The organism is Kitasatospora phosalacinea (assembly GCF_000716545.1).
Taxonomy (GTDB): Bacteria; Actinomycetota; Actinomycetes; order Streptomycetales; family Streptomycetaceae; genus Kitasatospora; species Kitasatospora phosalacinea.
Map to the genome: position 1 here is coordinate 158816 of NZ_JNWZ01000001.1, position 24000 is coordinate 182815.

23 protein-coding genes are annotated in these 24000 nt (G+C 74.4%); 9 read left to right on the forward strand and 14 right to left on the reverse strand.

From position 1 onward, the window contains the following. Positions 1-77: 77 nt before the first annotated feature. Both OO48_RS00760 and OO48_RS35850 read left to right on the forward strand, forming a co-directional pair. Positions 78-1046, forward strand: coding sequence for an alpha/beta fold hydrolase (locus tag OO48_RS00760; protein ID WP_033211711.1), 969 nt, complete (start codon positions 78-80; stop codon positions 1044-1046). Positions 1047-1219: 173 nt separating this feature from the next. Further along, a complete protein-coding gene (locus tag OO48_RS35850) occupies positions 1220-1408 on the forward strand; it encodes a hypothetical protein (protein WP_245194467.1) in 189 nt (62 codons plus the stop codon). Positions 1409-2251: 843 nt separating this feature from the next. Here OO48_RS35850 and OO48_RS00765 read toward each other — a convergent pair. The 3 genes from OO48_RS00765 to OO48_RS00775 all read right to left on the reverse strand — a co-directional run bounded on the left by OO48_RS00765 (position 2252) and on the right by OO48_RS00775 (position 4684). Further along, a complete protein-coding gene (locus tag OO48_RS00765) occupies positions 2252-3142 on the reverse strand; it encodes an NmrA family NAD(P)-binding protein (RefSeq protein ID WP_033211712.1) in 891 nt (296 codons plus the stop codon). An 83-nt stretch (positions 3143-3225) separates the two neighbouring features. Beyond that, complete coding sequence (locus OO48_RS00770) at positions 3226-3666, reverse strand: MarR family winged helix-turn-helix transcriptional regulator (RefSeq protein WP_033211713.1); 441 nt, start codon at positions 3664-3666, stop codon at positions 3226-3228. Between the two features lie 565 nt (positions 3667-4231). Further along, positions 4232-4684, reverse strand: coding sequence for a winged helix-turn-helix transcriptional regulator (locus OO48_RS00775; RefSeq protein ID WP_033211715.1), 453 nt, complete (start codon positions 4682-4684; stop codon positions 4232-4234). 81 nt (positions 4685-4765) lie between these two features. Between OO48_RS00775 and OO48_RS39465 the strand changes: the two genes are divergently transcribed. After that, a complete protein-coding gene (locus OO48_RS39465; RefSeq protein WP_245194468.1) occupies positions 4766-5380 on the forward strand; it encodes a pyridoxamine 5'-phosphate oxidase family protein in 615 nt (204 codons plus the stop codon). 5 nt (positions 5381-5385) lie between these two features. Beyond that, the gene (locus OO48_RS00785; RefSeq protein WP_051731585.1) at positions 5386-5724 is read left to right on the forward strand and encodes a YciI family protein; all 339 of its coding nucleotides are present in this window, start codon (positions 5386-5388) and stop codon (positions 5722-5724) included. Between the two features lie 586 nt (positions 5725-6310). Here the strand turns inward: OO48_RS00785 and OO48_RS00790 are convergent. Continuing rightward, positions 6311-6913, reverse strand: a complete 603-nt coding sequence (locus OO48_RS00790; protein WP_033211717.1) for an O-methyltransferase — start codon at positions 6911-6913, stop codon at positions 6311-6313. 9 nt (positions 6914-6922) lie between these two features. Beyond that, entirely contained in the window at positions 6923-7087 is a 165-nt protein-coding gene (locus OO48_RS38010; protein WP_157845356.1) for a hypothetical protein, read from the reverse strand. Between the two features lie 241 nt (positions 7088-7328). Here OO48_RS38010 and OO48_RS00800 point away from each other — a divergent pair, with 241 nt between their 5' ends. Continuing rightward, a complete protein-coding gene (locus OO48_RS00800; RefSeq protein WP_051731567.1) occupies positions 7329-8384 on the forward strand; it encodes a patatin-like phospholipase family protein in 1056 nt (351 codons plus the stop codon). A 44-nt stretch (positions 8385-8428) separates the two neighbouring features. On the opposite strand, the gene OO48_RS00805 is transcribed toward OO48_RS00800, so the two are convergent. Next, the gene (locus OO48_RS00805) at positions 8429-8953 is read right to left on the reverse strand and encodes a class I SAM-dependent methyltransferase (RefSeq protein ID WP_051731568.1); all 525 of its coding nucleotides are present in this window, start codon (positions 8951-8953) and stop codon (positions 8429-8431) included. Positions 8954-9131: 178 nt separating this feature from the next. Beyond that, complete coding sequence (locus OO48_RS38015; protein ID WP_157845357.1) at positions 9132-10796, reverse strand: WXG100-like domain-containing protein; 1665 nt, start codon at positions 10794-10796, stop codon at positions 9132-9134. Positions 10797-11050: 254 nt separating this feature from the next. Between OO48_RS38015 and OO48_RS00815 the strand changes: the two genes are divergently transcribed. After that, positions 11051-11776 carry a DUF6348 family protein gene (locus OO48_RS00815; protein ID WP_033211723.1) on the forward strand — a complete coding sequence of 242 codons (726 nt, stop codon included), beginning with the start codon at positions 11051-11053 and terminating at the stop codon, positions 11774-11776. Positions 11777-11823: 47 nt separating this feature from the next. Here the strand turns inward: OO48_RS00815 and OO48_RS00820 are convergent, their stop codons facing one another. The 4 genes from OO48_RS00820 to OO48_RS00835 form a co-directional block, all read right to left on the reverse strand. After that, positions 11824-12648, reverse strand: coding sequence for a LamG domain-containing protein (locus OO48_RS00820; RefSeq protein WP_033211725.1), 825 nt, complete (start codon positions 12646-12648; stop codon positions 11824-11826). Positions 12649-12879: 231 nt separating this feature from the next. Then, positions 12880-13383: a nucleotide triphosphate diphosphatase NUDT15 gene (locus OO48_RS00825; RefSeq protein ID WP_051731586.1), complete on the reverse strand. Its 504-nt coding sequence runs from the start codon at positions 13381-13383 to the stop codon at positions 12880-12882. After that, positions 13380-14879 carry an SDR family NAD(P)-dependent oxidoreductase gene (locus OO48_RS00830; RefSeq protein ID WP_033211726.1) on the reverse strand — a complete coding sequence of 500 codons (1500 nt, stop codon included), beginning with the start codon at positions 14877-14879 and terminating at the stop codon, positions 13380-13382. Before OO48_RS00830 ends, OO48_RS00825 begins: the two co-directional genes overlap by 4 nt. A 102-nt stretch (positions 14880-14981) precedes the next feature. Further along, positions 14982-15923 carry an AEC family transporter gene (locus tag OO48_RS00835; protein WP_245194470.1) on the reverse strand — a complete coding sequence of 314 codons (942 nt, stop codon included), beginning with the start codon at positions 15921-15923 and terminating at the stop codon, positions 14982-14984. Between the two features lie 710 nt (positions 15924-16633). Between OO48_RS00835 and OO48_RS00840 the strand changes: the two genes are divergently transcribed. Together OO48_RS00840 and OO48_RS00845 are read left to right on the forward strand one after the other, a co-directional pair. Then, the gene (locus tag OO48_RS00840; protein WP_157845358.1) at positions 16634-17461 is read left to right on the forward strand and encodes a lytic transglycosylase domain-containing protein; all 828 of its coding nucleotides are present in this window, start codon (positions 16634-16636) and stop codon (positions 17459-17461) included. A gap of 300 nt (positions 17462-17761) precedes the next feature. Then, positions 17762-19201 carry a GuaB1 family IMP dehydrogenase-related protein gene (locus OO48_RS00845; protein WP_033211727.1) on the forward strand — a complete coding sequence of 480 codons (1440 nt, stop codon included), beginning with the start codon at positions 17762-17764 and terminating at the stop codon, positions 19199-19201. A gap of 58 nt (positions 19202-19259) precedes the next feature. Here OO48_RS00845 and OO48_RS00850 read toward each other — a convergent pair whose 3' ends face one another. The 3 genes from OO48_RS00850 to OO48_RS00860 all read right to left on the reverse strand — a co-directional run bounded on the left by OO48_RS00850 (position 19260) and on the right by OO48_RS00860 (position 21838). Continuing rightward, positions 19260-19592 carry a hypothetical protein gene (locus OO48_RS00850; protein WP_033211728.1) on the reverse strand — a complete coding sequence of 111 codons (333 nt, stop codon included), beginning with the start codon at positions 19590-19592 and terminating at the stop codon, positions 19260-19262. 59 nt (positions 19593-19651) lie between these two features. After that, entirely contained in the window at positions 19652-21070 is a 1419-nt protein-coding gene (locus tag OO48_RS00855) for a hypothetical protein (RefSeq protein ID WP_081951832.1), read from the reverse strand. A gap of 99 nt (positions 21071-21169) precedes the next feature. Further along, positions 21170-21838 carry a DUF5995 family protein gene (locus tag OO48_RS00860; protein WP_051731571.1) on the reverse strand — a complete coding sequence of 223 codons (669 nt, stop codon included), beginning with the start codon at positions 21836-21838 and terminating at the stop codon, positions 21170-21172. A gap of 580 nt (positions 21839-22418) precedes the next feature. Between OO48_RS00860 and tyrS the strand changes: the two genes are divergently transcribed. Further along, positions 22419-23837 carry a tyrosine--tRNA ligase gene (tyrS, locus tag OO48_RS00865; protein WP_033211729.1) on the forward strand — a complete coding sequence of 473 codons (1419 nt, stop codon included), beginning with the start codon at positions 22419-22421 and terminating at the stop codon, positions 23835-23837. Positions 23838-24000: the final 163 nt, after the last annotated feature.

The window sequence follows — 24000 nt, forward strand, 5'->3', positions numbered from 1 at the left end:
CCGGAACTCCCGGGCCCGGAGCGGACGTTTCCGCGGGGAGGGGCCGGAAGGCCCGCTGCCCGGACGAGGAGCTGGAGTTGAGCGACAGCATCGAGCACGGCCAGGTCGAGGTGAACGGGGTGCGGCTGCACCTGGCGGAGCAGGGCGAAGGACCGCTGGTCCTGCTGCTGCACGGGTTCCCGGAGAGCTGGTACTCGTGGCGGCACCAGTTCGGCCCGCTGGCCGCAGCCGGATACCGGGTGGTCGCGCCGGACCAGCGCGGGTACGCCCGCAGCTCACGGCCGGAGGCGGTCGACGCGTACACCCTGCTGCACCTGGTGGGCGACGTGACGGCGCTGATCGGGGAGCTGGGCGCGCGACGGGCGGTGGTGGTCGGGCACGACTGGGGCGCTCTGGTCGCCTGGGCCACGGCGGCGCTGCGGCCGGACCTGGTGCGCGGGGTGGCCGGGCTGAGCGTGCCGCCGCTGCCGATGAGCGGGCCGCCGCCGCTGCGGTCGCTGCGGGAGACGTACGGGGAGGGCTTCTACCAGGTCTACTTCCAGGAACCGGGCCGGGCCGACGCCGAGTTGGCTGCGGACGTCCGGACGAGCCTGCGACGCGTCCTGTGCGGCGTGCAGCCCGACGGGGTGCCGCGGCCGTGGGTCGTCCCCGAGGGCGGCAAGCTCCTCGACACCCTCCCCGAGCCCGAGCGGCTACCGCACTGGCTCACCGAGGCCGACCTCGACGCCTTCACCGCCGACTACGTCCCGCACGGCGAGCACGCGTTCACCGGCGGGCTCAACTGGTACCGCAACCTGGACCGGAACGCCGAACTCCTGGCTCCTTTCGCGGACCTGACGATCGACGTCCCGGCGCTGTACGCCGCGGGCGAGCAGGACCTGGTCAACGCGCTGGTCCCGCCGGAGGCACTGGCCCACCTGCTGGGCCGACTGCCCCGACTGCACGGCCACCTCCGCCTCCCGGAGACCGGCCACTGGACCCAGCAGGAACGCCCCGCCGAGGTGAACGCGGCCCTGCTGGACTTCCTCGCCCATCTGGACGGCTAGGTTCTGTCCAGTGGAGTCTCAATGACCGAGTCAAGAGCCTGACCCGTTCTTGGTTGTCATGCGGGCGGCGAGCCGCCAGGGTGGTGTCCATGCCTGGTCAGAGGAAGCGGAAGCAACGGGAGCAGGAAGCCCGCCGACGTCATGCCGCTGCGTACGCCGAGGCGCGCTGGGAGGTGATCTACGAGACCCAGGATTACAGCGAGTGGCAGGCGTATCTCCGTCGCCTGCGTGCTGAGCGCATGTACGACGAGTCGAGCCTGCGGTTCGACACGCTCTGCGGACGTCTGGAACATCCGACGACGTACCGCCTGAGCGCACCTGTGCCTGCCGGATCGTCCGTGACTTCTTCACCGGGCACGTGAGTCACGCAAGCGTGCGCCCTGATGGCGGGTCAGCCGGTTGGTGCGGTCGGCTGGGCGGGGGTGGACTCCCGTCCGTCACGGAGTAGTGCCCACAGCACGTTGACTCGGCGACGTGCCAGAGCGATGAGGGCCTGGACGTGCCCGCAGCCCTCGGCTCCGGCGTCACGCCGGCCGGGCGGGGCAACGTGACCTCCCTGCACGCCCGCCGCCCTCTGCCCGCCGACACCCGGCCGCTGCCTTCGCTCGCGTAGTACTGTCCCGCGTCAAGCAGTTGGCAGGTTTCCGGGTTCGGGAAAGTTGGGGACGAGCGGGTCCTGCCCTGCGAAGGAGTCTGATCGACCATGGTGAGGCCGCCGGTGTTGCCGCCGGAGGAGAAGGCCCGGATCGTGCTGTCGATCCTGGCCGGTGAGATGACCGTTGCCGAGGCCGCGTGGTGGGTGAAGGTGTCCGAGCAGTCGATTCGAGGCGGGCATGCCGACCGCGAGGTTCTGCCGTCTGATCGGCGTGCCCGAGCGGACCTGGCGCCGTCACCGGGCCCGCGCCCGCCGGGGCGTCCCGGCTCGCGGACCGTGGCCGCGCCCGGCCCGCGAGAGCGTCCGGGAGACCGCCCGCCGGCACACACTCGCGCACCCGGCCCGGGGCCACCGCAAGGTGTGGGCGATGTGCCGGTGGGACGGCCACCTCGTCTCGCAGGCCACCGTGCTGCGGCTGCTGCGCGACGAGGGCCTGCTGCTGGAGGCCGGTTACCAGCGTGAACGCCGACAGCTCGCCGCCCGCCGCAAGGCCGCCTTCGCGACCGATCCGACCGGCCACGATCGCGCGGTGTTCACCGCGGCCGGAGGCTCAGGAGCCGGCCGCGTTCGTGGGCGCGGTCCAGCCGGTGGCTCGGATCCACTCGACCAGGTCCAGGGCGGCCGGCTCGATCGAGCGCACCACCGCGAGGTCCGCAGGGTGTTCCGCCGCCATCGCGAACTCGCGGAACATCATCCTGTCGAGGTCGTTGGGAAGCACGCTCAACGGGAGGACCTCGTACCGTGCCGGGAGCCCGGCGCGCGCGCCGAACACCGCGGCGATCCGGGGGCCTGTCAGCTCGTCGCCGACCAGCTCGACGACTCCGCCGGGCGCCTCCGCGATGTCGAGCAGGAGTGCGGCGGCGACCCGGCCGATGTCCCTGACCGAGATCATCTTCAGGGCGACGTCCTCCGGCAGCGGCATCCTCAGCACGATCTCCCCGTGCTCCAGGCTCGGTGCCATCACGCTCGCGAAGTTCTCCATGAAGGCGGTCGCGCGAACCATCGTGGCCCTGAGGCCGGACCTCCTCAGGTGCTCCTCGATCGAGTGCTTCGAGTCGTGGTGCGGCACACCCCGCTCCCGGTCCGCTCCGAAGACCGAGTTGAACACGACGTGCGGGACGCCCGCCTCGGCCGCCGCGTCGACGAGCGCGGTACCGATGCGGATCTCCGCCTCGACCTCTTCGAGGCTGTTCGCCTCCGGGGTCATGAAGTAGAACCCCTCGACCGTCGCCAGCGCGGCGGCCAGCGACGCCGGGTCGTCGGTCCGGACGGCCGCCAGCTCGACGCCGCGGGCGGCCAGCGCCTGAGCCCGGTCGGTCTGCGGGTTGCGGACCAGAGCCCGCACCCGCGCCTTGTGGTCCAGCAGCGCGTCGACCACCGCCCCGCCCTGTTGCCCCGTCGCGCCGAAGACCGCGATCGTTCCGGTCGTGCGTGTGCTCATCACTGCCACCCTTCGCTAGTTCATGCCGTGAACCAAATTAGTTCACGGCATGAACTTCGTCAAGGTGTGGGTTCAGCGGGGCCTCACGGCGTGACGGATTGGTTCGAGGTGGGCGAAGAGAGGTCCGAGGTGTCCACGATGGCGGTGGCCACGCGCTCGAATTCGCGCTGGTCGTCGGCGTCGAGGTTCCTCGCGATCTCGGGCAGGCGCTTGGCGACCTCGGCGTAAACGGCCTCGGCGAGCACCTTCCCCGTGGGCGTCACGCTGAGCATGACGACCCGTCGGTCCTGCGTCGAGCTTGCCCGGTCGACCAGCTCGCGCCGCGCGGTGCGGTCGACCAGCTGGCTCAACGCGTTCTTGGTCATGCCCAACGACGCGGCGAGGTCGGCCATCTGCCGCGGCTCGTCCCTGACTGCGCAGAGCAGCGTGGCCTGCGAGGGGGTCAGGTCGAACTCGGCGCAGATCTGCGCGTACTTGCGTTGAATCACGACCGAGAGCCAGAAGAGCTTGTCGCCATAGTCCACGCTGACCTCCCTGGTCCGATGACGACCAGCCTACTGGTCGCGGGCCGGCTGACCGCGCCGCTCACCAGGAGGCGCACACCTCTGCGAGACCGGCCTGGCGCTCCCGCTCCAGCCGCTTTGATCGACTCGAGTGCTCCGGCTTCGGAGTCCACCGGGGTGCCGGGGCCACCCGTGCCGGCGGCGCGTCGCAGGACGCGCCCGGCCGGTCGAGCGGACCACGGGGCGCTGGACGCGGACCAGGGGGGTTCCGCCGGCAGGACCCGGTTCTGCCGGTCGCGCGGCGGGCGGAGGTGTCCGAGCAGTCGGGCGGGGCCTGGAAGCGGCATTCCTGGAGTCCGGCCGGTCCGGCCGCGCGGGCAAGTCCGGTCCCGGCAGCCGGGAGCAGCAACTCGAGTTCCAGGCGGCCTACTTGGCCCGGACGCCGGGTGCGGCCCCGGTCACCATCGTCACCGACGGTGACGGACCGTTCCGCTCGTTCCGCCTCGGGGTGTTCGCCGCCACCCGACGCGGGCTTCGGCGCGTCCGCACCCGGGCCCGCACGGACCGGTCGCCGCGCGGGTGCTCGTCATCGGGCCGAACCGGGCCCCGGGAGGAGGTCGATGTCGTCGGCGTGCATGGGCTCGCCGCAGTGACTGCAGCGCGGGTCCACGGTGGCGATCCGGCCACAGGCGTGGTGGCGGTAGAGGACGGGGGGCCCGGCCTCGCCGGCGAGCCAGCGGTCGCCCCAGCGCGCCATGACCATGAGCATCTCCACGAGATCGGTGCCCTTCTCGGTGAGGTGGTACTCGAAGCGTGGGCGCGCGTCGTACGGCCGGCGGTCGAGCACGCCTTGCTCGACCAGGTGATTGAGCCGTTCGGTGAGCACCTTGCGGGAGACGCCGAGGTCGGCCTGGATCCGGTCGAAACGGTTCATGCCGGCCCAGACGTCGCGCAGGATCAGTGGCGACCAGGGTTCGCCGATCACGTCCAGCGTGCGGGCGATCGAACACGCCATCCCGCCGAATTGTGTGCGCTGCATGGCGCCACGCTACCACTTGGGGTTCCCTCAGGGAACGCAGAATGCTACGATCCGTTCACCGGGTCTCTTCAAGGAACTCCAATGGGAAGTGCCATGAGCAAGGCGGCCGAGTACGCCGGCCCCCCGCGTCAGGTCTTCGCCGACTCGATCCAGGGCGCGATCAGCCGGGCTCGAGCCCTGGCGGGCCACGGGGACGTGGCGATCCGGGGCGGTGCCACCTTGACCGCGGCCGTCGAAGCGGGCCTGGCCGACACCGCCCCCGGTGCCGGCGTCGTTCACCCCCCACTACCGGATCCACTACTGAGGAGCGCCACCGTGCTCAGCGACAACGTACGTGCCGTCCTGGACGGAACCCCGATCGCCCACCTGGCGACGACTCTGCCCGACGGGTCCCCGCACTCGGTCCCGCTGTGGATCGGGACCGTCGGCGACCGGGTCGCGTTCCTGACCGGACCGGCCTCCCGCAAGGCGCGCAACCTGCGCCGCGATCCCAGGGTCGCCATCTCGCTCACCCCGCCTGACAACCCGTTCCTGCCCGTCATGCTGCGCGGACGGGTCGTCAAGTGGCTCGACGGCGAGGAGGGGTGGAAGGTGGTCGACGAGATCGCCGCCAAGTACATCGGCGCGCCCTACGGCCGGGACCAGGAGCGAGTCGTGGGCCTGATCGAGGTCGACTACCAGAAGACGGGGATGTGATGCGGGTGAGCGCGCACGTGACCGACGAACAGATCCAGGAGCTGGCGGCGACCGCGAGGCCCTTCAGCCTGGCGGAACTTCGCTGGGGCCCGGCGCGGCACCAGGAGGGGGCCGAGGCGATCGAGCTCGAACACCAACGGCGCATGGTGTCCATGCGCGCCGATGGCGTGATCGCGATCCTGTGCCCGGTCGCCTCGGACACCGTCGCAGGCTTGGCCATCATGACCGTGCCAACCGATGAGGCCGAAGAGATCATGGCCGCGGACCCCTGTGTACAGGCCGGAATGATGACCTGTGACGTCCTTCCGTGTTTCGGCTTTCCCGGCGATTCCCTGCCTGGATAAGACCGACCGGCAACGGGCGGCCGCTGTAGGTCCAGCAGGCGGAGCCGCTGCGGTGCGAGCGCGGATCAACGTGATCCGAGCCTTCCCCCGGGATGTGGACACCGGGGTTCCGTGCGGCGGGATGATCCTGCGAGCCTGTTGACGCGATCACTGGCCGTGGGTGTCGAGGCGACGCCGGCAGACGGGTGCGCAGGCGAGGTAGGTCTCCCTGCGCCTCGACCTGGTCGGCCGGCGCGCGGTGCGGGTGGCGGAGGGCGCCGCCACCTCGGACGGGCGCGGCGCCGAACGGATACAGCTCACCGGCAGCCTCTACGAGGGCGTGCTGCGCGCCCAGAAGCTGGTCCGCGCCCCGGAGGACGGGCACGGGCCCCGCGTGATCGCCCCCGTCGGCCTGGCCGCCGGGATCCAACGCCGGCTCCTGCGGATCTTCCCGGAGGGGAGCGGGGCGCAACCCGTGAGGCTCCAGGACGACGCCACCGTGATGTGCCCCTGGACGGGCGCGGCCCCGCCGCCGGGGGCCGCCACGCCCGCGCCGGTGCCAACACCTGAAGAGGCGCCCGGCCGTGGAGGGGGAGTTGCCGGGACGTCAGGGGCGGCGGGTGGCGAGGAGGGTGGACAGGTCGGGGGCGAGGCGGACCTCGGTGGTGAGCAGCTCCGGGTGGTCGTACCAGACGGTGCGGCCGGTGTCGGGGGCGCCCCGGTAGGTCGGTGGCCAGGTGGTGAGGGGGGTGAGGTCGTCGACCACCAGGGTGCCGCCGGGGGTGAGCAGGCGCCGCGGGTCGGCGGCGGCGGTCTGCTTGCCGTTGCCGCCGCCGTCCAGCGCCAGCAGGTCGAACGGGCCGTGCCGGTGGATCGCCGTCCAGTCGCCGTGCACCACTTCGAGGTCGGGCACGTCGGCGAACAACTCCCGTACCGCGTGCACGAGTTCCGCTTCGCGTTCGACGCTCACCACCCGGACGCCCGGGCGGCGGCCGGCCAGCAGCCAGCCCAGGCCGACGCCGCAGCCGGTGCCGGTCTCGCCGATGCCCCCGGCCGGGGTCGCGCCCGCCGCGAGGGCCTGCAGCAGCCGTCCGTGCTCCGGTCGGCAGGACCGGGCGAAGCCCAGCCGGGCCGCCGACTCGACGGCCCGGGCGACGGGTTCGGGCAGCGCGGCGGGGTCGGCGTAGGAGGAGGTGCCGAGTGTCGACATGGCGTCACCCTAGCGTGGCGCAGGGTGACGGTGCGGGGCGGAGGCGAAGTCCGCCACGTCGGTGTCGGGCACCGTCGTGGTGGAGTGCGCGGTGCCGTACGCGCCGTGGTGCGCCGACAGGCCGATCGCCGGGACGTCGTGGTCGGTGGGCTGCGCCGGCGTCGCGCTCGCCAAGCCCCCCGGCGCGGCGGACGCGGAGCGCGCGGAGGGCAGTAGGGCGGCCGCCGCGACGGCGCCGGCGGTGGCGCGTACCCGGCGCGGCGCGCCCGCCGCCGCCCGGGGGCGGAGCGGGCCGGGGCCGGACGGCGCGCCGGGTTCGTGTGCGACACTTCTGGGCGTTCCGGACGCGCCGCCCGACATCCGGCGGCGGCGCGACCGGGCGCCAGCACGGGAGCCGCGAGCACGGGAGACGGGCGTGGACCAGCAGGACTCCGGGGCCCCGGGCGCGCGCAGCCGCGTCCTGGCCGCCCTCGCCGAACGGCGGCGCACCGGCAGCCGCCCCGGCGAACGCACCGACGGCCTGCGGATCGCACTCGCCGTCGAGGGCGGCGGCATGCGGGGCATCATCTCCGGCGGCATGGCACTCGCCCTGCACGAGGCCGGGCTCACCGGCGCGTTCGACGCCGTCTACGGCGCCTCCGCCGGGGCGCTCACCGGGGCGTGGCTGCTCAGCGGTGACGCCGGACAACTGGCCGGCTGGGCCGACCCCGAGTACGCCAGGGCGATGGTCCGCCCCGGCAACCCGCTGCGCGGCCGCCCCGTCGTCGACCTGCACCACCTGGTCGAGCACCTCTACGCGCACGTCGCCCGGATGGACTTCGACGCCATCCTCGCCAACCCCACCACCCTGCACCCGCTCGCCACCCACACCGGCACCGGCGCCTCCACCGACCTCCATCCGCTGCTCACCGACCCGGCCCGGCTGCGCCTCGCCCTGCGCGCCAGCGCCGCCCTGCCCCTGCTCGCCGGGCCGCCGGTCGAACTGGCCGGCAGCCACTACTACGACGCCGGGCTCGCCGAGTCCATCCCGTTCCGCACGGCGCTCGCCCAGGGCGCCACGCACGTCCTGGTGCTGCGCTCGCGCGGCCCGCTCGCGCAGCCGGCGGCGGGAGCGGTGGGGGCGGCGGAGGTGGTGGGGGCGGCAGCGGCGGCAGCGGTGGCGGCCGGGCCTTCGCGGGGCTCCCGGATGATCGCCCGGACGGTGCTGCGCCGCTACCCCGCGCCACTGCGCGACTCCTACCTGGGGCGGGCCGAACGGCTGCGCGCGGACGAGGAGTTGCTCGGCCGCCACGACCTCGACCCGCTCGCCGAGGGGCCCGCCGTGCTCTCCCTCCGCCCGGGCCCGGACGCGCCGAGGGTCGGTCGGCTGGCCCGGGACACCGTGCTGCTGCGGGCCGCGCTGGAGGCCGGGCGGACGGCCATGGACGAGTTGATCGCCGGCTGCCCCGAGCTGCGAGGGGCGCCCGGCTGACCCGACCCCCGGGGACCGGCCCGGACTCCGGGGTGCGGGCCGGCTCAGCCGGCCCGGCGCAGCAGGACGCCGCGGCTGCCCGGGGCCGAGCTCCGCTGCGCGGGGCGCGGGGCGGCCAGGTCGATCTCCTCCACCAGCAGCCAGCCCTGCTGCGCGGACAGCCACGGGCGCAGCCGCCCGTCCAGCGCGGACGGGGGCAGGGCGACGAACAGCAGGTCGGTGGGGAGGGCGTGCAGCAGTTCCAGGTCCTGGCCGGCCTGCAGGGTGTCGATCAGCAGCACCGCGCCGAAGCGGCGGCGCACCGGCGGCGGGTCCGCGAGGTCGGCCCCGCTCAGCCGCAGCCTGGCCCGGCCGCGCAGCCGGTTCCACAGCCGGGCCCGCAGCGCCGGGTCGGGCTCGGCGGCGTGCACCGTGTATCCGGCCCGCAGCAGCCGTCCGGTCAGCGCGCCGTCGCCGGCGCCGAGTTCGGCCAGTGCCCCGCTGCCGGGCGGGCGGTGCCGGGTGACCCAGGCGGCGGTGGCGTCCAGTCGCTCGGCCTCGTACTCGGGGGCCAGCAGGGTCTCGGCCACGGTTACGTCCCGTCGCAGGTGTCCGAACGGCCGCGAACGCGAGCCGTTACGACCCTAGCCACCTGCTTCGTTCGTGGTCCATACCACCGCCGGGAAAAGTTTACGGTTCACGGTCAATTCACAGAGCGGGACCGCCCGGCGGCCGCCGGCGGGCGGCGGCCGTCACCGGGGGCGGGGGTCACTCCGCGGCTTCGAAGCCGTTGACGCCGTCCATGTCCTCGATGCCGTCGAGGTCGAGGTCGAAGTCGTCGTCGTAGCGGTCGTCGTGGTGGCCGTCGTGCTCCTCGGACGGCGGTTGGCGGTGGGGGGAGACCCGGCCGAGCTGGAGGGCCGGGTACATGGCGGCCGGGTCGTCGGCGATGAGGCCGCTGCCGCCCTGGGCGGTGTCGTCCGGGCCCTCGCCGGTGGCGGCGCGGGCACCGCGCCGCTGGGCGCCGCGCAGGGCGGAGCCGCCGACCGGGCCGTAACCGCCGTGGCCCATCGCCATGGCGCCCATCATGCCGCCCGGGGGCACCGCCCGGTTGACCGAGTTGGTCGCGGTGGAGGGTGAAGATCCGCTGCCGGAACCGGAGTTGGCGCTGCCCTCGGCGGACTTCTGGGTCTCGATGCGGGTGCTGCTGCGGGAGCCGCCGAGGCTGCCGGCCGGCACGCCGAGCCGGGTGGAGAAGCCGACGCCGCCGGCCTGGCCGCCCGGGCCGCCGGTGCCGCCGCCGGACCCCGAACCGGACCCGGACCCGGCGCCGCCGCCGCCGGACCCGCCGCCGTGCGAACCGCCGGGCAGCAGCGGCTCCTTGAGGCCGAGCGTGTTGACGCCCGCGCCGCCGCCGGACCCGCCGCCGAGCCGGGAGCCGACCGGGCCGAGCTTGGGCATCAGCGCGGCGAACGCGGCCAGCCCGGCGTCCCCGCCGCCCAGCCGCGGGCCGTTCAGCGAGGAGGAGGCGGTGGCGGAGAGCGTGCCGGTGGACGGCGTGCCGGGGCTGAGCGGGTTGGCCGCGAAGGAGGTGAGGCTGTTCAGCGTCGTGCGGTTGCTGTCCTCGTTCTCGTTGAGGTTGCCCGCCATCTTGTCCATCTTGTCGGCGGTGTCGCGGAACGAGGCGAGGATCCGCTTGAGCACGTCCTCGGCGATGGTCTGCAGCACCTTCTCGGCCGCCTCGATCACCAGCTTGCCGAACTTGTCGCCGGATTCGCCCATCTTCAGGCTCTGCACGATCCGCTTGAAGCTGAGGCCGTGCGACTCGATGTCGTCCGCGCCGTGGCGCAGTCCGGCCGCGCACTCGGCGAGCTGGGCGAGGTCGATGGAGAAGCCCTGACCGTTGGAGCCGGTGGCCGGGGTGGGCGCGATCTTCTGCGCGGCCTTCACGATCATGTCCTCGATCGGCCGGGCGATGGTCTGCGCGAGCCTGCCGACCGCCGCCTCCAGCAGCTGGTTCATGATCTCGCGGCCCATCCGCAGCACCGCCGCCGCGCTCCACGGGCCGGTGGACGAGGCGGCGGCCAACTGGGCCTGGATGGAGAAGAGCTGGGTGATCGACTGGGTCTTGGCCAGTTCCACCACCACGGCCGCGGCGCGCAGCACCTTGGCCACCGTGTGGCAGATCTCGGTGACGGTCTTGGAGTACTTGGTGATGGTGCTCCACAGCTCGGACAGCCGGTCCGCCGAATCGCCCTGGTAGACCTCGTGCAGCGCGGCGAGCGCCTTGTCCGCCGTCATCTGGGCGCTGTCCAGCGCTCCGGCGAACTTCTCCAACTGGTCGGCCAGTTGGTTGAGCTCGTCCTCGTTCGCCCCGGGGAAGCGCACCCCGAGCAGGCCGATGAGGTGGTTGAGCCCCGATGGTAGTTGCACCGCCATTGCCGCCCCCCAGCTGCCGCCTGCGGTAGGTCTCCGTAAGTCCCTGGTCGCGCAGTGCGACGATACACATAGCGGACGACAACGACCACCGGGCGGAGCGCCTCGTAGCCACATTGTGGGCGAACCCGCACAACGTTACGGTGTGCGCCATGGCATGGGGATCTTGGTGGCGCGGCCGGTCCGGAACCGGCCCGGACGCGCCCGGCGGAAGCACGCAACGGCCTTCCGCGCAGGCGGTGTTGGGTGCGGTGGCGGACGAACTGTCCGCGCTGCACGGGGAGCAGTGGCAGGTCGAGGGCGAAGAGGTGCGCGGGCCCGGCGCGCTGGCGGTGCGGCTGGGCGGACCGCCGGACGGCGACCCGCACCGGCTCGACCTGGTGTTCCTGGTCGACCGGGACCGCCCGGAGACCGCCGTGCCGGACCGGGTCACCGGAATCGACGGCGGCCCGGCGGGCGGCTCCGCGGGCGGCCCGGCGGGCGGGGACCAGGACCCGGTGCGCCGGGGCATCGAGGTGTGGGCGTCCACCGCGGGCGCCGCGCTGATCGAACTCGTCGCCCACAACGGCAGGTTCGCCGGCCACCTGGACCCGTCCGACCCGGACGGCATGCCCGGCTGGCACGCCGTCCACGGCGGCGTGGTCGGCTGGGGCACCGGCAAGCGCTTCCACGACGTGCAGGACTGGCTGGTCCGCAACCCCGTGCTGCCCGCGCTCGCCCCCGCCCTCGGCGAGGACCTCGGGCGGGACCAACTCGTCGGCGTGCACGTGTCGTTCGGCGGCGGCGCGGACGGGCAGCGCGCCGAGGTGCTGGTGCACGGCCGGCCGCACGCCGCCGCCTCCGCGGCGCTCGCCGCGCTGGGCTGGCCGCGGGTCGCCGAGGGCGACTCGTACGCCCGGACCTTCGTCCTGCTGGTGCGCCGGGCCGGCACCCGGCCCCCGGCCGGCACCGGGCTCCGGGTCGCCGGGCGGGAGTAGGACCGGCCCCCCGCCCGGCCGGTCGCGGGCCGGGCGGGGCCGTTCGGTCAGTGCACCGTCGAGGTGTCCAGTTCGACGTTGTAGTCGGCGAGTTGGCCGATCTTCGCCTCGCTCAGCGCGCCCTGCAAGACCCAGATGTCGTCCAACTCGCCCTCGAAGTACTCCGTCCAGGCGCCGTCCGACCGGGCCCGGCCGATCTGCAGGCCGCCGGTGGCGTCGTACGCCGGAGCGGCGGCGGAGGTGGAGACGTAGTCGCGGCAGTCGGTGGCGTCGTCCGCGCAGACCTGGCGCTCCAGGTTCCCGTCGACGTAGAGCGTGAACCGGCTCTCGGCGGCGTCGTAGGTGACGGCGAGGTGCGTCCAGCGCTCCATGACGGAGCGCCAGTCGGAGTGGTCGACCCGGGTGGTGACGCTCCCGGTGCCGTCGGCGTCGCGCAGTTCGGCCTGCCACTCGCCGATCGGGCCCGCGACGGGGTCGGTCCACAGGTAGTGCCAGCGGACGGTGACCGCGCTGTCGTCGGCGCCGGCGAAGGAGAAGACCGTCATCTCCCTGGTCGGGTCGCCGACGGGGTTGGCCCAGCCGGCCAGCGTGAAGCTCTGGTCGGTGTGCAGCGACAGGCCGGTGGCCTCCGCGTAGCCGTCGACGCCGTCCAGCCGCATGACGCCGGGGGTGGGGAGCAGGTGCTCGGTGCCGTCGATCGAGGCCCCGCCGCCGAGCCGGAGCCCCACTCCGCCGGGCCCCTCACCGGGGCTGACCTGCGGCGTGCCGGTAGCGGTGGCGAGCTTCCAGCGGGCGACGACCTGCGGCGCCTCCCCGGCTGCCGCTGCCTGGCCGGGCACGGCCAGCGCACCCGCGGCCACGGCGGCGAGCACCGCGACGGCCTTCCACCCCCGCGCCCGACCGCGCCGAACCGCTGTTCCGTGCATGCTGTACCTCGTCTCCCCGGAGGTCAGGACCACTGGGCCCGGATCTTCGCGAAACCCCAAAAGTCTGTCAACGGAGTTTCAGGGACGGGCAAAGGCCGACCGGTCACCGGGGCGGCCCGGGTGGACGCCGCCGGGCGGAGCGCACCGGAAGCCCCCCCACCGGGGGGCGACGGGCCGTCAGGAAGTCTGCGGGGGTGCCGGGTAGTGCCAGGTGCCGCCGAGGGCGCGGTAGTCCGGGAGCCAGGCCGCCAGGACCTGTGCGGAGGGGTAGAACATCGGCTCGGGGAGCGCGTCCACCGCGACGCGCTCCCAGCCGGCGCAGGCGTGCGGTTCGGTGACCAGGGCCTCGGCCAGGCTCGGCGGGGCCAGTACCGCCGCCGTCACCCGGGTACGGCCCAGCTCGTGGTCGAGCAGCACCGCCAGCACCCGCATCTCCTCGGCGGGCAGCAGGATGCCGGTCTCCTCGGCCAACTCCCGGGCGGCGGCCGCCTCGAAGGACTCCCCGGGGTGGTCGACCTTGCCGCCGGGCAGGCTCCAGGTCGGCGGTTCGCCGGCGGTGGTGCGCCGCCCGATCAGCACCCGCCCGTCCCCGGTCGGCACGATCACGCCCGCGCCGACCAGCGGCGGCAACGGGTGGGTGCCGGAAGGGGGCCGAGCGTCGAAGTGCCGGACGTCCGTCACCACTTGCCCTTCTGGTAGTCCTTCAGGAAGCAACCGTACAGGTCCTCGCCCAGCTCGCCGCGGACGATCGGGTCGTAGACCCGGGCCGCGCCGTCCACCAGGTCGAGCGGGGCGTGGAAGCCCTCCTCGTGCAGGCGCATCTTCTCCGGGTGCGGGCGCTCGTCGGTGATCCAGCCGGTGTCCACCGCGGTCATCAGGATGCCGTCGGTCTCGAACATCTCCTGCGCGCTGGTGCGGGTCAGCATGTTCAGCGCGGCCTTCGCCATGTTGGTGTGCGGGTGGCCCGAGCCCTTGTAGCCGCGGTCGAAGACGCCCTCCATCGCCGAGACGTTGACCACGTACTTGCGGCGCGCCGGGGACGCGGCGAGCGCCGGGCGCAGCTGCGAGATCAGGATGAACGGGGCGGTGGAGTTGCACAGTTGCACCTCCAGCAGCTCGATCGGGCCGACCTCGGAGACGGTCTGCACCCAGCTGTTGGTGGGCGCCAGGTCCGGTACCAGGCCGCCCGCGTCGATCGCGGTGCCGGCCGCGATCCGCTCCGGCGAGGCCGAACCCGTCACCAGGGCCAGCGAGGTGACCTCCTCGGCGCTCACCGACGGCTGCTCGCCGTGGCGCTGCCCCGGCAGCGCCGGCACGTCCACCGCGCCGGAGCCGAACCGGCCGATCACCGTGGAGGCGGGCAGCGCCCCGGCCGGCAGCGGCGCCGACTCGGCCGCCACCAGCTCGCGGTACGCCTCGGGGGAGCGGCGCACGGTCTGCGCCGCGTTGTTGATCAGGATGTCCAGCGGGCCGTCCGCGGCGACCTCGTCCGCCAGCGCCATCACCTGGGCCGGGTCGCGCAGGTCGATGCCGACGATCTTGAGGCGGTGGATCCACTCGGCGCTGTCCGGCATCGCGGTGAAGCGGCGGATCGCGTCGTTCGGGAAGCGGGTGGTGATGGTGGTGTGCGCGCCGTCGCGCAGCAGGCACAGCGCGATGTACATGCCGATCTTGGCGCGGCCGCCGGTCAGCAGCGCCCGCTTGCCGGTCAGGTCGGCGCGGGCGTGCCGGCGCGAGCGGTTGAGCGCCGCGCAGTCGCGGCACAGCTGGTGGTAGAACGCGTCCACCTCGACGTACCGCTGCTTGCAGGTGTAGCAGGAGCGCGGGCGCTCCAGGATGCCGGCCAGCTCGGTGGTGGTCTCGGTGCTCAGCCCGAACGCGCCCGCCGTCTCGTCGTCGATCCGGCCCGGCGCGCCCGTCGCGGTCTTCGCGGTCACCGCCCGGTCGTTGGCGGTCTTGCGGGCCCGGGTCTCCTGGCGGCGGCGCTGCTTGAGGGTGCGGAAGAGGCCGCCGACCGCCATCCGGACCCGGATCGCGTCCGGGTGGTCGACGTGGATCTCGTCCAGCTCGGCGAGCACGCTCAGGCAGAGCTCCAGGCGGTCGGGGTCGATGCCCTTGCCGTAGTCGGTGTCGTCCTCGACCGGGGCGCTGCCCGGGCCGCTCTGCTGGTTCGTCACTGCCGATGCTTCCTCGATCGCCCCATCCGTACCGCCGAACTCTACGGGAGCGGCCCCCGCCGGGGCGAAGCCTGTGACCTGCCGCACTCCCGGCCGCTCCGGTCAACCGCCGCCCAGCGACCAGGCGATGACCGAGAGCGTCAGCATCGACAGCACCGTCGAGACCAGCACCGCCGAGCGGGCCAGCACCGGCGCCGCCCCGTACAGCCGCGCGTACACGTAGACGTTCTGCGCGGTCGGCAGGGCCGACATCAGCACCGCCGCCCGCAGCTGCGGCCCGCGCAGGTGCAGCAGCAGGGCGCCGACGGCCAGCGCGGCCAGCGGCTGCCCGACCGCCTTGACCAGCACCGTGACGGCCAGCTCGCCCCGGTCCGGACGCTGCGGCGCCGTGTCGGGCGGGGTGTGCAGCGACAGGCCGAGGGTGACCAGGGCGGCCGGGACGGCGGCCGCGCCCAGCAGGTCGGCCGAGTGCGCCAGCGGACCGGGCAGGCGCCAGCCGGTCGCCGAGAACAGCGCGCCCAGGCCCGCGCCGAGGATCACCGGGTTGCGCAGCGGCAGCCGCGCCAGGCGCCGCAGCCGCTCGACGGGGGAGGGCGGGGCGGTGCCGGTGGCGGTGTCCAGCACGGCCAGCATCACCGGGGTGACCAGCAGCACCTGGAACAGCAGCACCGGCGCGGCGAACGAGGTGTCGCCGAGCACCTGGGCCGCGACCGGGATGCCGAGGTTGCCGGAGTTCACGTAGCCCGCCGCCATCACCGCGACCGTCCGCCCGGCGGTGGTCCGCTCCGCGCCCCGTCCGGCCAGCAGGCCCAGCAGGGACGCGACCGCCGTCCCGGCGGCGAACGCCAGCACCCAGGTGTCGGCGAAGGACGCCAGGTCGGTGCGCGCCACCACGGTGAACAGCGCGGCCGGCATCGCCACGTGGAACACGAACCGCCCGAGCACCGCCTCGGCGTCCGACCCCAGCAGCCCCGTCCGCCCGGCCAGCCAGCCGACCGCGGTCAGCACCCAGATCGGCGCGAACGCCGCCACCAACGCCTCCACCCCGGCCTCCCCTTCCACCGCCCGCCGCCCGCCGCCCGCCGCAGTCAATCAGGCGCCCTCGGCCGCCCGCCGGGCGGCCGCCCTCCCCGGACCGGGGCGGGCGGATCCGCGGCCGGGGCGGGCGACGGGCTGACGGGGAGTGAGCCGGGTCACGAGGGGTGCGTGAGCCGGGTCACGGGCGGGGCGGTCCGGGTGGTCGGGCGGGTGCGGTGCGTGGTCGGGGGGAGAGCGGCGTCACAGCGGCGGGGCGGTGGCCGGGGTCACACGGGGGTGGCGGCGCGGAGGGCGGGCGAGCGGGCCGGGGCCTTGGCGGGACTGGCCTCGGGCCCAAGGACCCCGTGACGGGGGGAGGTTGGGCGCCCCTGTGGCCTTCTTCACAGCCGGGTCGGAATACGGGGCATCGCGAGGGGTGAACTCCCTTGCGGCGCAAGGGGATCCGGGATGTGAAGGAGTTGTGCAGAGCCCATTTCAAGACATTTGCCGCGCCGTTGGGGCTCCGGCAGTCTCGTGGTTGTGCCCCGAGCCGTTCCGAGTGCTCACGGGGCTGACATGGCGCAGCGGACCGCGAGACCAGCGCGGCGCACGCGTCCCCCGGTGAGCAAGAGCCGCCGGGCCGGCCGACCCGGGCCGAGGAACCCCGCAACGAGCGGGGGTCCCGCATGTCCACCCGGGCCCGGCGTGACCTGGAACGACTCTCGGAGGTACTCGACATGCGACGCATCAAGCACAATCTCGGCCGACTTCCCCAGGTGCGGATGGGCCACCACCGAATGCCCGACGCGGTCCTCGGCATCGGCCTGGCCGGCGCCATCGCCGTGGGCACCCTGCTGCCCGTCTCCCAGGCGATCGCCTCCCCCTCGTCGCACCGCGCCGACGCCTCGGTGACCGCCGCCGGCGCCCAGGACGCGGGCCGCGACGGCGACCAGGCCGCCTCCCGCAGCGAGGACCGCGAGCCCGTCCAGCAGGACCAGGGCCAGCAGCAGCCGCAGGACCAGGGCCAGCCGCAGAACCAGGACCAGGCCCAGCAGGACCAGGCCCAGCGGGACCAGCAGGCGGAGCAGGAGAAGCAGGCCGCCGAGCAGAAGGCCCAGGAAGAGAAGCAGGCGGCCGAGCAGAAGGCCGAGCAGGAGAAGCAGGCGGCCGAGCAGAAGGCGAAGGACGAGCAGGCCGCCGCCGCGAAGAAGACCTACCCGAACAACCTGGACGGCTGGATCGCGGAGGCCCGCGACGTGCTGGCCGCCAACGGGCAGCACGTCCCGTCCGCGAAGGCGATGCGGGCCGCCGCGATCGCCGAGTCCTCCGGCAACCCGAACGCCCAGAACAACTGGGACTCGAACGCCAAGAAGGGCACCCCGTCGATCGGCCTGACCCAGGTGATCATGCCGACCTTCAAGGCGTACGCGCTGCCCGGTCACACGGACATCCGCAACCCCGTCGACAACCTGGTCGCCAGCTCGCGCTACTGCGACGCCCGCTACGGCAACATGGACAACATGGCCGCCGCCCGCGGCTACGGCTCCCACTGGCGCGGCTACTAAAGCGGCCCGTCCTCGGAGGAACCGCCTTCTCGGCCCCCTCGGCACACCCGTGCCGCAGGGGGCCGCGGCGCGTCCGGAAGCGGGCGCGGAGGAGATCGGGCGCGGAGGAGAGTGGACGGGGCGCGGATTTGGAGGTTCGTACAGTTCGGTGGCGGGATCGGCCCCGTCCGGTTGTGTTGATCTGCAGGATTCCGGCGTGAGCTGGCCCGGAGCGGGGGATTCAACGAGAATCGAACGTTGGGTGTGTGCGGCTCGGCCGCGTCGCGCCGTAACGTTTCTCCCCAGCCAGAGAGCCCCTACATGCGCTTCCTGAACGACCTCAAGCCCGCGTACGACCTCACGTACGACGACGTCTTCATGGTCCCCAGCCGTTCCGCGGTGGGCTCCCGGCAGGGTGTCGATCTGTCCTCCAACGACGGGACGGGCACCACCATCCCGCTGGTCGTGGCGAACATGACCGCCATCGCGGGGCGGCGGATGGCCGAGACGGTGGCCCGGCGCGGCGGACTGGTCGCGATCCCGCAGGACATCCCGATCGAGGTCGTCTCCGAGGTCATCGGCTGGGTCAAGCAGCGCCACCTGGTGCACGACACCGCGCTGACCCTCAGCCCCGGCGACACCGTCGCGGACGCGCTCTCGCTGCTGCCCAAGCGCGCGCACGGCGCGCTGGTCGTGGTCGAGGGCGGCAAGCCCGTCGGCGTGGTCACCGAGGGTGACTGCCAGGGCGTGGACCGGTTCACCAGCCTGTCCGAGGTGATGTCGCGCGACCTGCTGCTGCTCGACGAGGGCATCGACCCGCGCACCGCCTTCGACCGGCTCAACGAGGCGCACCGCAAGCTCGCCCCGGTGGTCGCCGCCGACGGCACCCTGGTCGGCATCCTGACCAGGAAGAACGCGCTGCGCGCCACCCTCTACACCCCCGCCGTCGACGCCGCGGGCCGCCTGCGGATCGCCGCCACCGTCGGCATCAACGGCGACGTGGCCGGCCGCGCCAAGTCGCTGCTGGAGGCCGGGGCGGACGTGCTGGTGGTGGACACCGCGCACGGCCACCAGGAGTCGATGATCAGCGCGCTGCGCGCGGTGCGCGGCCTCGACCCGCAGGTGCCGATCGTCGCGGGCAACGTGGTCTCCGCGGCCGGCGTGCGCGACCTGGTCGAGGCGGGCGCGGACATCCTCAAGGTCGGCGTCGGCCCCGGCGCGATGTGCACCACCCGGATGATGACCGGCGTCGGCCGCCCGCAGTTCTCCGCCGTGCTGGAGTGCGCCGCCGAGGCGCGCCGGCTCGGCAAGCACGTCTGGGCCGACGGCGGCGTCCGCCACCCGCGCGACGTGGCGATGGCGCTGGCCGCCGGCGCCTCCAACGTGATGGTCGGCTCCTGGTTCGCCGGCACCCTGGAGTCCCCCGGCGACCTGCAGACCACCGCCGACGGCCGCCAGTACAAGGAGAGCTTCGGCATGGCCTCGGCCCGCGCCGTGCGCAACCGCACCTCCGACGAGTCCGCCTACGACCGGGCCCGCAAGGGCCTGTTCGAAGAGGGCATCTCCACCTCGCGGATGTTCATCGACCCGGCCCGCCCCGGCGTCGAGGACCTGATCGACTCGATCGTCGCGGGCGTCCGCTCCTCCTGCACCTACGCGGGCGCGGCCAGCCTGGAGGAGTTCCACGACAAGGCGATCGTCGGCATCCAGAGCGCGGCCGGCTACGCCGAGGGCAAGCCGCTGCACTCCAGCTGGGCCTGACCGGCGGGACGAGGGGCCGGGCGCTTACGAGCGGGAGCGCCCGGCCCCTCGCGCGTGCCTACAGGGCGTAGCCGGCGTCCTCGTCCCACGGGACGTCCAGGTCGTCCAGGTGCACGTGCCACCGCGCCCCCGGCAGGGCGCGGCGCAGCTCCGTGACCGAGCCCAGCACGTGGACGATCACCGGCAGCGCCCGCTCGGGGTCGACCGGCATCTTGGTCGACCCGGCCAGCAGTCGGCCGGGCTCGTGGCCGCCCCCGTACAGGTGGAGGCACTCCTCGTCCCGGTACGGGAAGGACGCCAGGCCGGCGGCGACGACGCGCTCGACGGCGGCCGCTTCGGCCGCCGTCAACGGCAGCTCCCGGGCCGCGGAGTAGTAGAGGGAGACGCTCATGGCCCGAGCGTACGGACCCGGTCCGACAGCGCCCGGCCCGCGCGCGCCCGTCGGCCCGGTCAGCGGACGCGCGGGGGCTGCCGGGCGACGGTGACGGTGCTGACCGCGTGGCCGTCGGCGGCGTGGACGTGGATCCAGCCCTGCGTGAACTCCCGCAGGTCGTCGTGGTCGCCGCGCCGGTGGGGCACCCCGAACGGGACGTCCCCGCGGGCGGGCTCGGCCGGCATCCCGTCCACGAAGGCGGCGAAGCGTTCGGCCCGGTGGCCCCGGTCGCCGATCACGACCTCGGTGACCAGGCCGCGGCGGACCACCAGGCGCACCCCCGGCAGCGCGCCCGCGTGCGCGACCAGCGGGTGCGGCTCCGGGCGGCCCAGGACGTCCAGGAACAGGGTGAACTCGCCGGAACGCCAACGGTGGATGTCGGGCGAGACGCTCACCCCGCGCGGCATCGCCGTCACCGTGCGCGGCGCCGCGCCCGGCTGCGCGGAGTCGGAGCCGTACCCGACCAGCAGGTCGCGGGCGCCGTAGCGGTGCAGGTCGGTGCCCGCGCGGGTGTCCGACGGCGCGCCGAGCACCCGGTGGACCTCCGCGCGGGAGCCCGGGAGCAGACCGGACAGGGCGGCGGGCGAGGGGACGCGGACGCTCAGCACCCGCCCGTCCTCGGTCTGCACCTCCGGGCCGGCGTCGAACGCCAGCAGCCGCCGGGAGAACCCGGACGAGACCGCCCAGCGCCGGTGCGCCCCGCCGGCCAGGCGGGCCACCCCCCGGAAGGCCGGGCCGCCCTCGGGCTCGCCGAGCGCGGTGAGGAGCGTACGGACCGGTCCCTCCGGCAGCGGTCGCGGGGCCGGGCGCTCCAGGGCGATCGTGGCCAGGCCGCCGCCGGCGTACCCCAGCCGCACCCGGTCGCCCTCGACGGCGTACACGTCGCCGCCCTCCTCGACCGGCTCGCCCAGCACCGCCCGGGCCCGCGCGCGGTCGCTGCCCGGGCCCAGGCCGCCGATCAGCGCGGCGGGCCGGGGGTAGGCGCCGTCGCCGGTCAGCCGGAACACCGCGCGGTCCGCTCCGGCGGCCAGACTGCGGGCGGGTGCGGTCCGTCCGTCGTCGGGTTCGCCCGACGCGTCGACGTGCCACCAGAGTTCGCCCTCGAAGCGGGGCGGCAGCATCCGCGCCCGGGCCGGGAACCACCGCTCCGGGTACCAGGAGCCGCCGGCCGGGTGGAACAGCAGCAGGTCGTCGTGCTCGCCCCGCCAGCACTCGCCCTCGAACGACCCCAGCCCCTCGCCGGCCAGTGCCGCCGCGTACTGCTGCTCGGTCAGCGCGAACAGCGCGTCCGCGGAACCGTGGCCCACCTGCTGGTCGACGCCCACCCACGCCCGGCCGGTCGACACCTCGACGCCGACGCTCGGCCGCCGGACCACCTGCACGAAGCCCCGCACGTCCGGCTCGCGGTCCCCGCCACCCTTCTTGCGCCTCGCCACGGCCGCCCCGTCCTGTGCCCGCCCGGTGCCGGTGCACCGGTGGCCCCCATCATCGGGCACCGGTCCGCCAGGCAGCGCCGCCCGTGCCTGCGGGGGGCGTCAGTTCGGGCTGAACGGGGTGAGCAGGGCGCGGCTGACCATGCCGACCGAGCCGGAGAGGGCGTCGGCGACCATCGCGCGGGCGGGCGGCAGGCGGCGCAGCTCCCACAGGGCGAGGACGGAGGCCCAGGCGGCGTCGCGGGCCCGGTCGATGCTCCAGACCGAGAGCACGTGCAGCAGCGGGCCGGCGGCCGGGACGGGCAGCAGGGACTCGCGGACCTGGGCCTCGACCCGGGCGAGCAGGGTGTTGACGCGCAGGTAGTCGGCGTGCAGCCGGTCCGGGGTGCGGCCGGTGCGGCGGCAGGTGTCCAGGACGGCGAGCGGGAGGTCGTTCTCGATGTGGGCGTTCATCCCGGCCAGGGCGAACTGGAGCGGGTGGACGCCCGGGGCGGCGCGCAGTTCGAACAGCGGGCGCCAGCAGGCGGCGGGGCGGCGCCCGGCGCGGTCGTCGTCCACGGCGGCCAGGTAGCGGGCGGCGAAGACGGAGTCGAGTTCGGTCATGGCGGCCGGGTCGTCGAAGTACCCGGCGGCGAGGTGGTCGCGGACCAGGCGGGTGACGGCCAGGTACATCGCGTTGAACACGGCGACGCCGTCACCGGGCGGGAGTTCGGCGGCCAACTGCGTCATCCGGTCGACCACCTGGTCGACCGTCAGCACCGGTGCGGTCATGCGCGCCCTCCAGGGGGATGGTCGGACGGAGGGATGGTCGGCTGATACTTCCGACACCTTCGCAGGCGCGGTCGCCGCTGCCAAGGCGCACACGTGGTGCGGGCGGGTGGAAAAGGCGGGCGGAAAGGCGGGAGGGCGAGGAGGGGAGGGCGGGGGGAGGGGCGGGAAAACCGGGTGCGCGGGCTGGGGCGGTGGGGCAGCATGGGCGGCGACGGCGCTGCCGGGCGCACCTCGCGCTCCCGCCGTTCCCCGTCCCCGGAGGCTCGCGTGGTGAAGCGATATTAGTGGCGGTGCACACCGCCCTCCGGCCTGCCCCTCCTCGTGGGCGGCCGAGCCTCCCGGTCCTTTCCCGGACGACCCTGCCGACGTGCTGACGCGCCCGTGTGCCGTGCCGTACGGGTGCGCTGTCCGCCGCCGCGTGCCGGTGCGGGCGCCGGCACCCGCCGCGAGCCGTGGGCGGCCGTCCCTTCGCGGGCCGGCCGGCAGCCCTTGCCGTCCGGCCTCCTCCGAGCCCCGACTTCCCCGTCCGCGCCGGCCCGCGCGCCTGCCGCCGTGCGCCGACGCCCCCGAGAGGACCGCCATGACCGCCGTGACCACCACCGCATTCGACCGCAGCACCGCACGGATCCGCGAACTGATCGAGGACGAGGGGGAGTTGCGGGAGGGCCCGGAGCTGGGCCGGCTGCTCCGGCAGCTGGCGGAGCGCCGCCGTGCCGACCTGTCCGGCCTGCCGCCCGGGCAGCAGGCCGAACTGCTCGGCGCGCGGGCCGCGCAGGTGCTGCCCGGCGGCGACCGGCTCGCCGAACTGCTGCGCGAGGGAAGGCCGTTGACGGTGAAGTTCGGCATCGACCCGACCGGCGCCGAGGTGCACCTCGGGCACGCCGTACCGATGATCCTGGCCAGCCGGCTGCAACGGATGGGCCACCGGGTGGTGTTCCTGGTCGGCGACATCACCGCCCGGATCGGCGACCCGTCCGGCCGCAGCGCCGAACGCCCGCCCCTCACCGAGGAGGACGTGCGGCGGCACGTGGCCACCTACCGGCGGCAGGTCGAGCCGTTCTTCGACTTCACCCGGGCGGAGTTCAGGTTCAACAGCGAGTGGCTGGAGCCGATGACGCTGCCGCGCTTCCTGGCGGTGCTGGCCGAACTGCCCGCCTCCGCCGCGCTGCAGCGCGAGGACTTCCGCACCCGGCTCGCCGAGGGCAGCGGGCTGACGCTCGCCGAACTGGTCTACTCCGTGGTCATGGCGATGGACTCGGTCGAGCTGGCCGCCGACGTCGAACTCGGCGGCCTCGACCAGCTGCTCAACCTGCAGATGTGCCGCCGGGTGATGGGCGCGGTCGGGCAGCGGCCCGAAGTGGTGCTGGCCACCGGCCTGATCGAGGGCACCGACGGCACCGGCGCCAAGATGAGCAAGTCCAGGAACAACTACGTCGGGCTGGGCTTCCCCGCCGAGGAGATGTTCGGCCGGCTGATGGCCTGCGCGGACCGGCTGCTGCCCGGGTACCTCCGCGCCCTCACCGAACTCCTCGACGAGGAGATCGAGTTGCTGCTCGCCCAGGTCGGCGACGGGCGCCGGCACCCGATGGCGGTCAAGACGCTGCTGGCCGCCGCCGTCACCGCCACCGTGCACGGGACGGACGCCGCCCTCGCGGCGCGGGACGCCTTCCGGGCCCGGTACTCGGTGCGCCGCTACTCCCAGGCGGGGCCGCTGCCCGCCGTCGACCCGGCCGCGCACGGCGCGACGACGATCGGCGAGCTGCTGGTCAAGGTCAGCGGCGAACTGCCCAGCCTCAACCAGGTCCGCCGGGTCGCCGAGGCGGGCGGCCTCAAGCTCGTCGTCGAGCACACCGACGGCACCCGGCGCACCGTCCCGCTCGGCCGGGACGAGGCGGACGAGCGGCTGCTCGTCGTGCTCGGCGCGCACGAGCTGGCGCGGCCGGGGGCGAACCGGCGGGTGTTCCTGCGGTGCGGGCGGAAGGTGGTGGAGCTGACCTGACGGGGGAGCCGCGCATGCAGGGGCCCGGGAACGGCGGGGCCGTGGCCGCTGCGGGTGCACTGCTGCTGCGCGGCATCGGCTTCGGGTTCTGTTCCCGGCCCGAAGCGGCACGGACACACCGGCGGGCTCCGGCCGTCAGCAGCTCGGACCCGCCGTTCCCCGG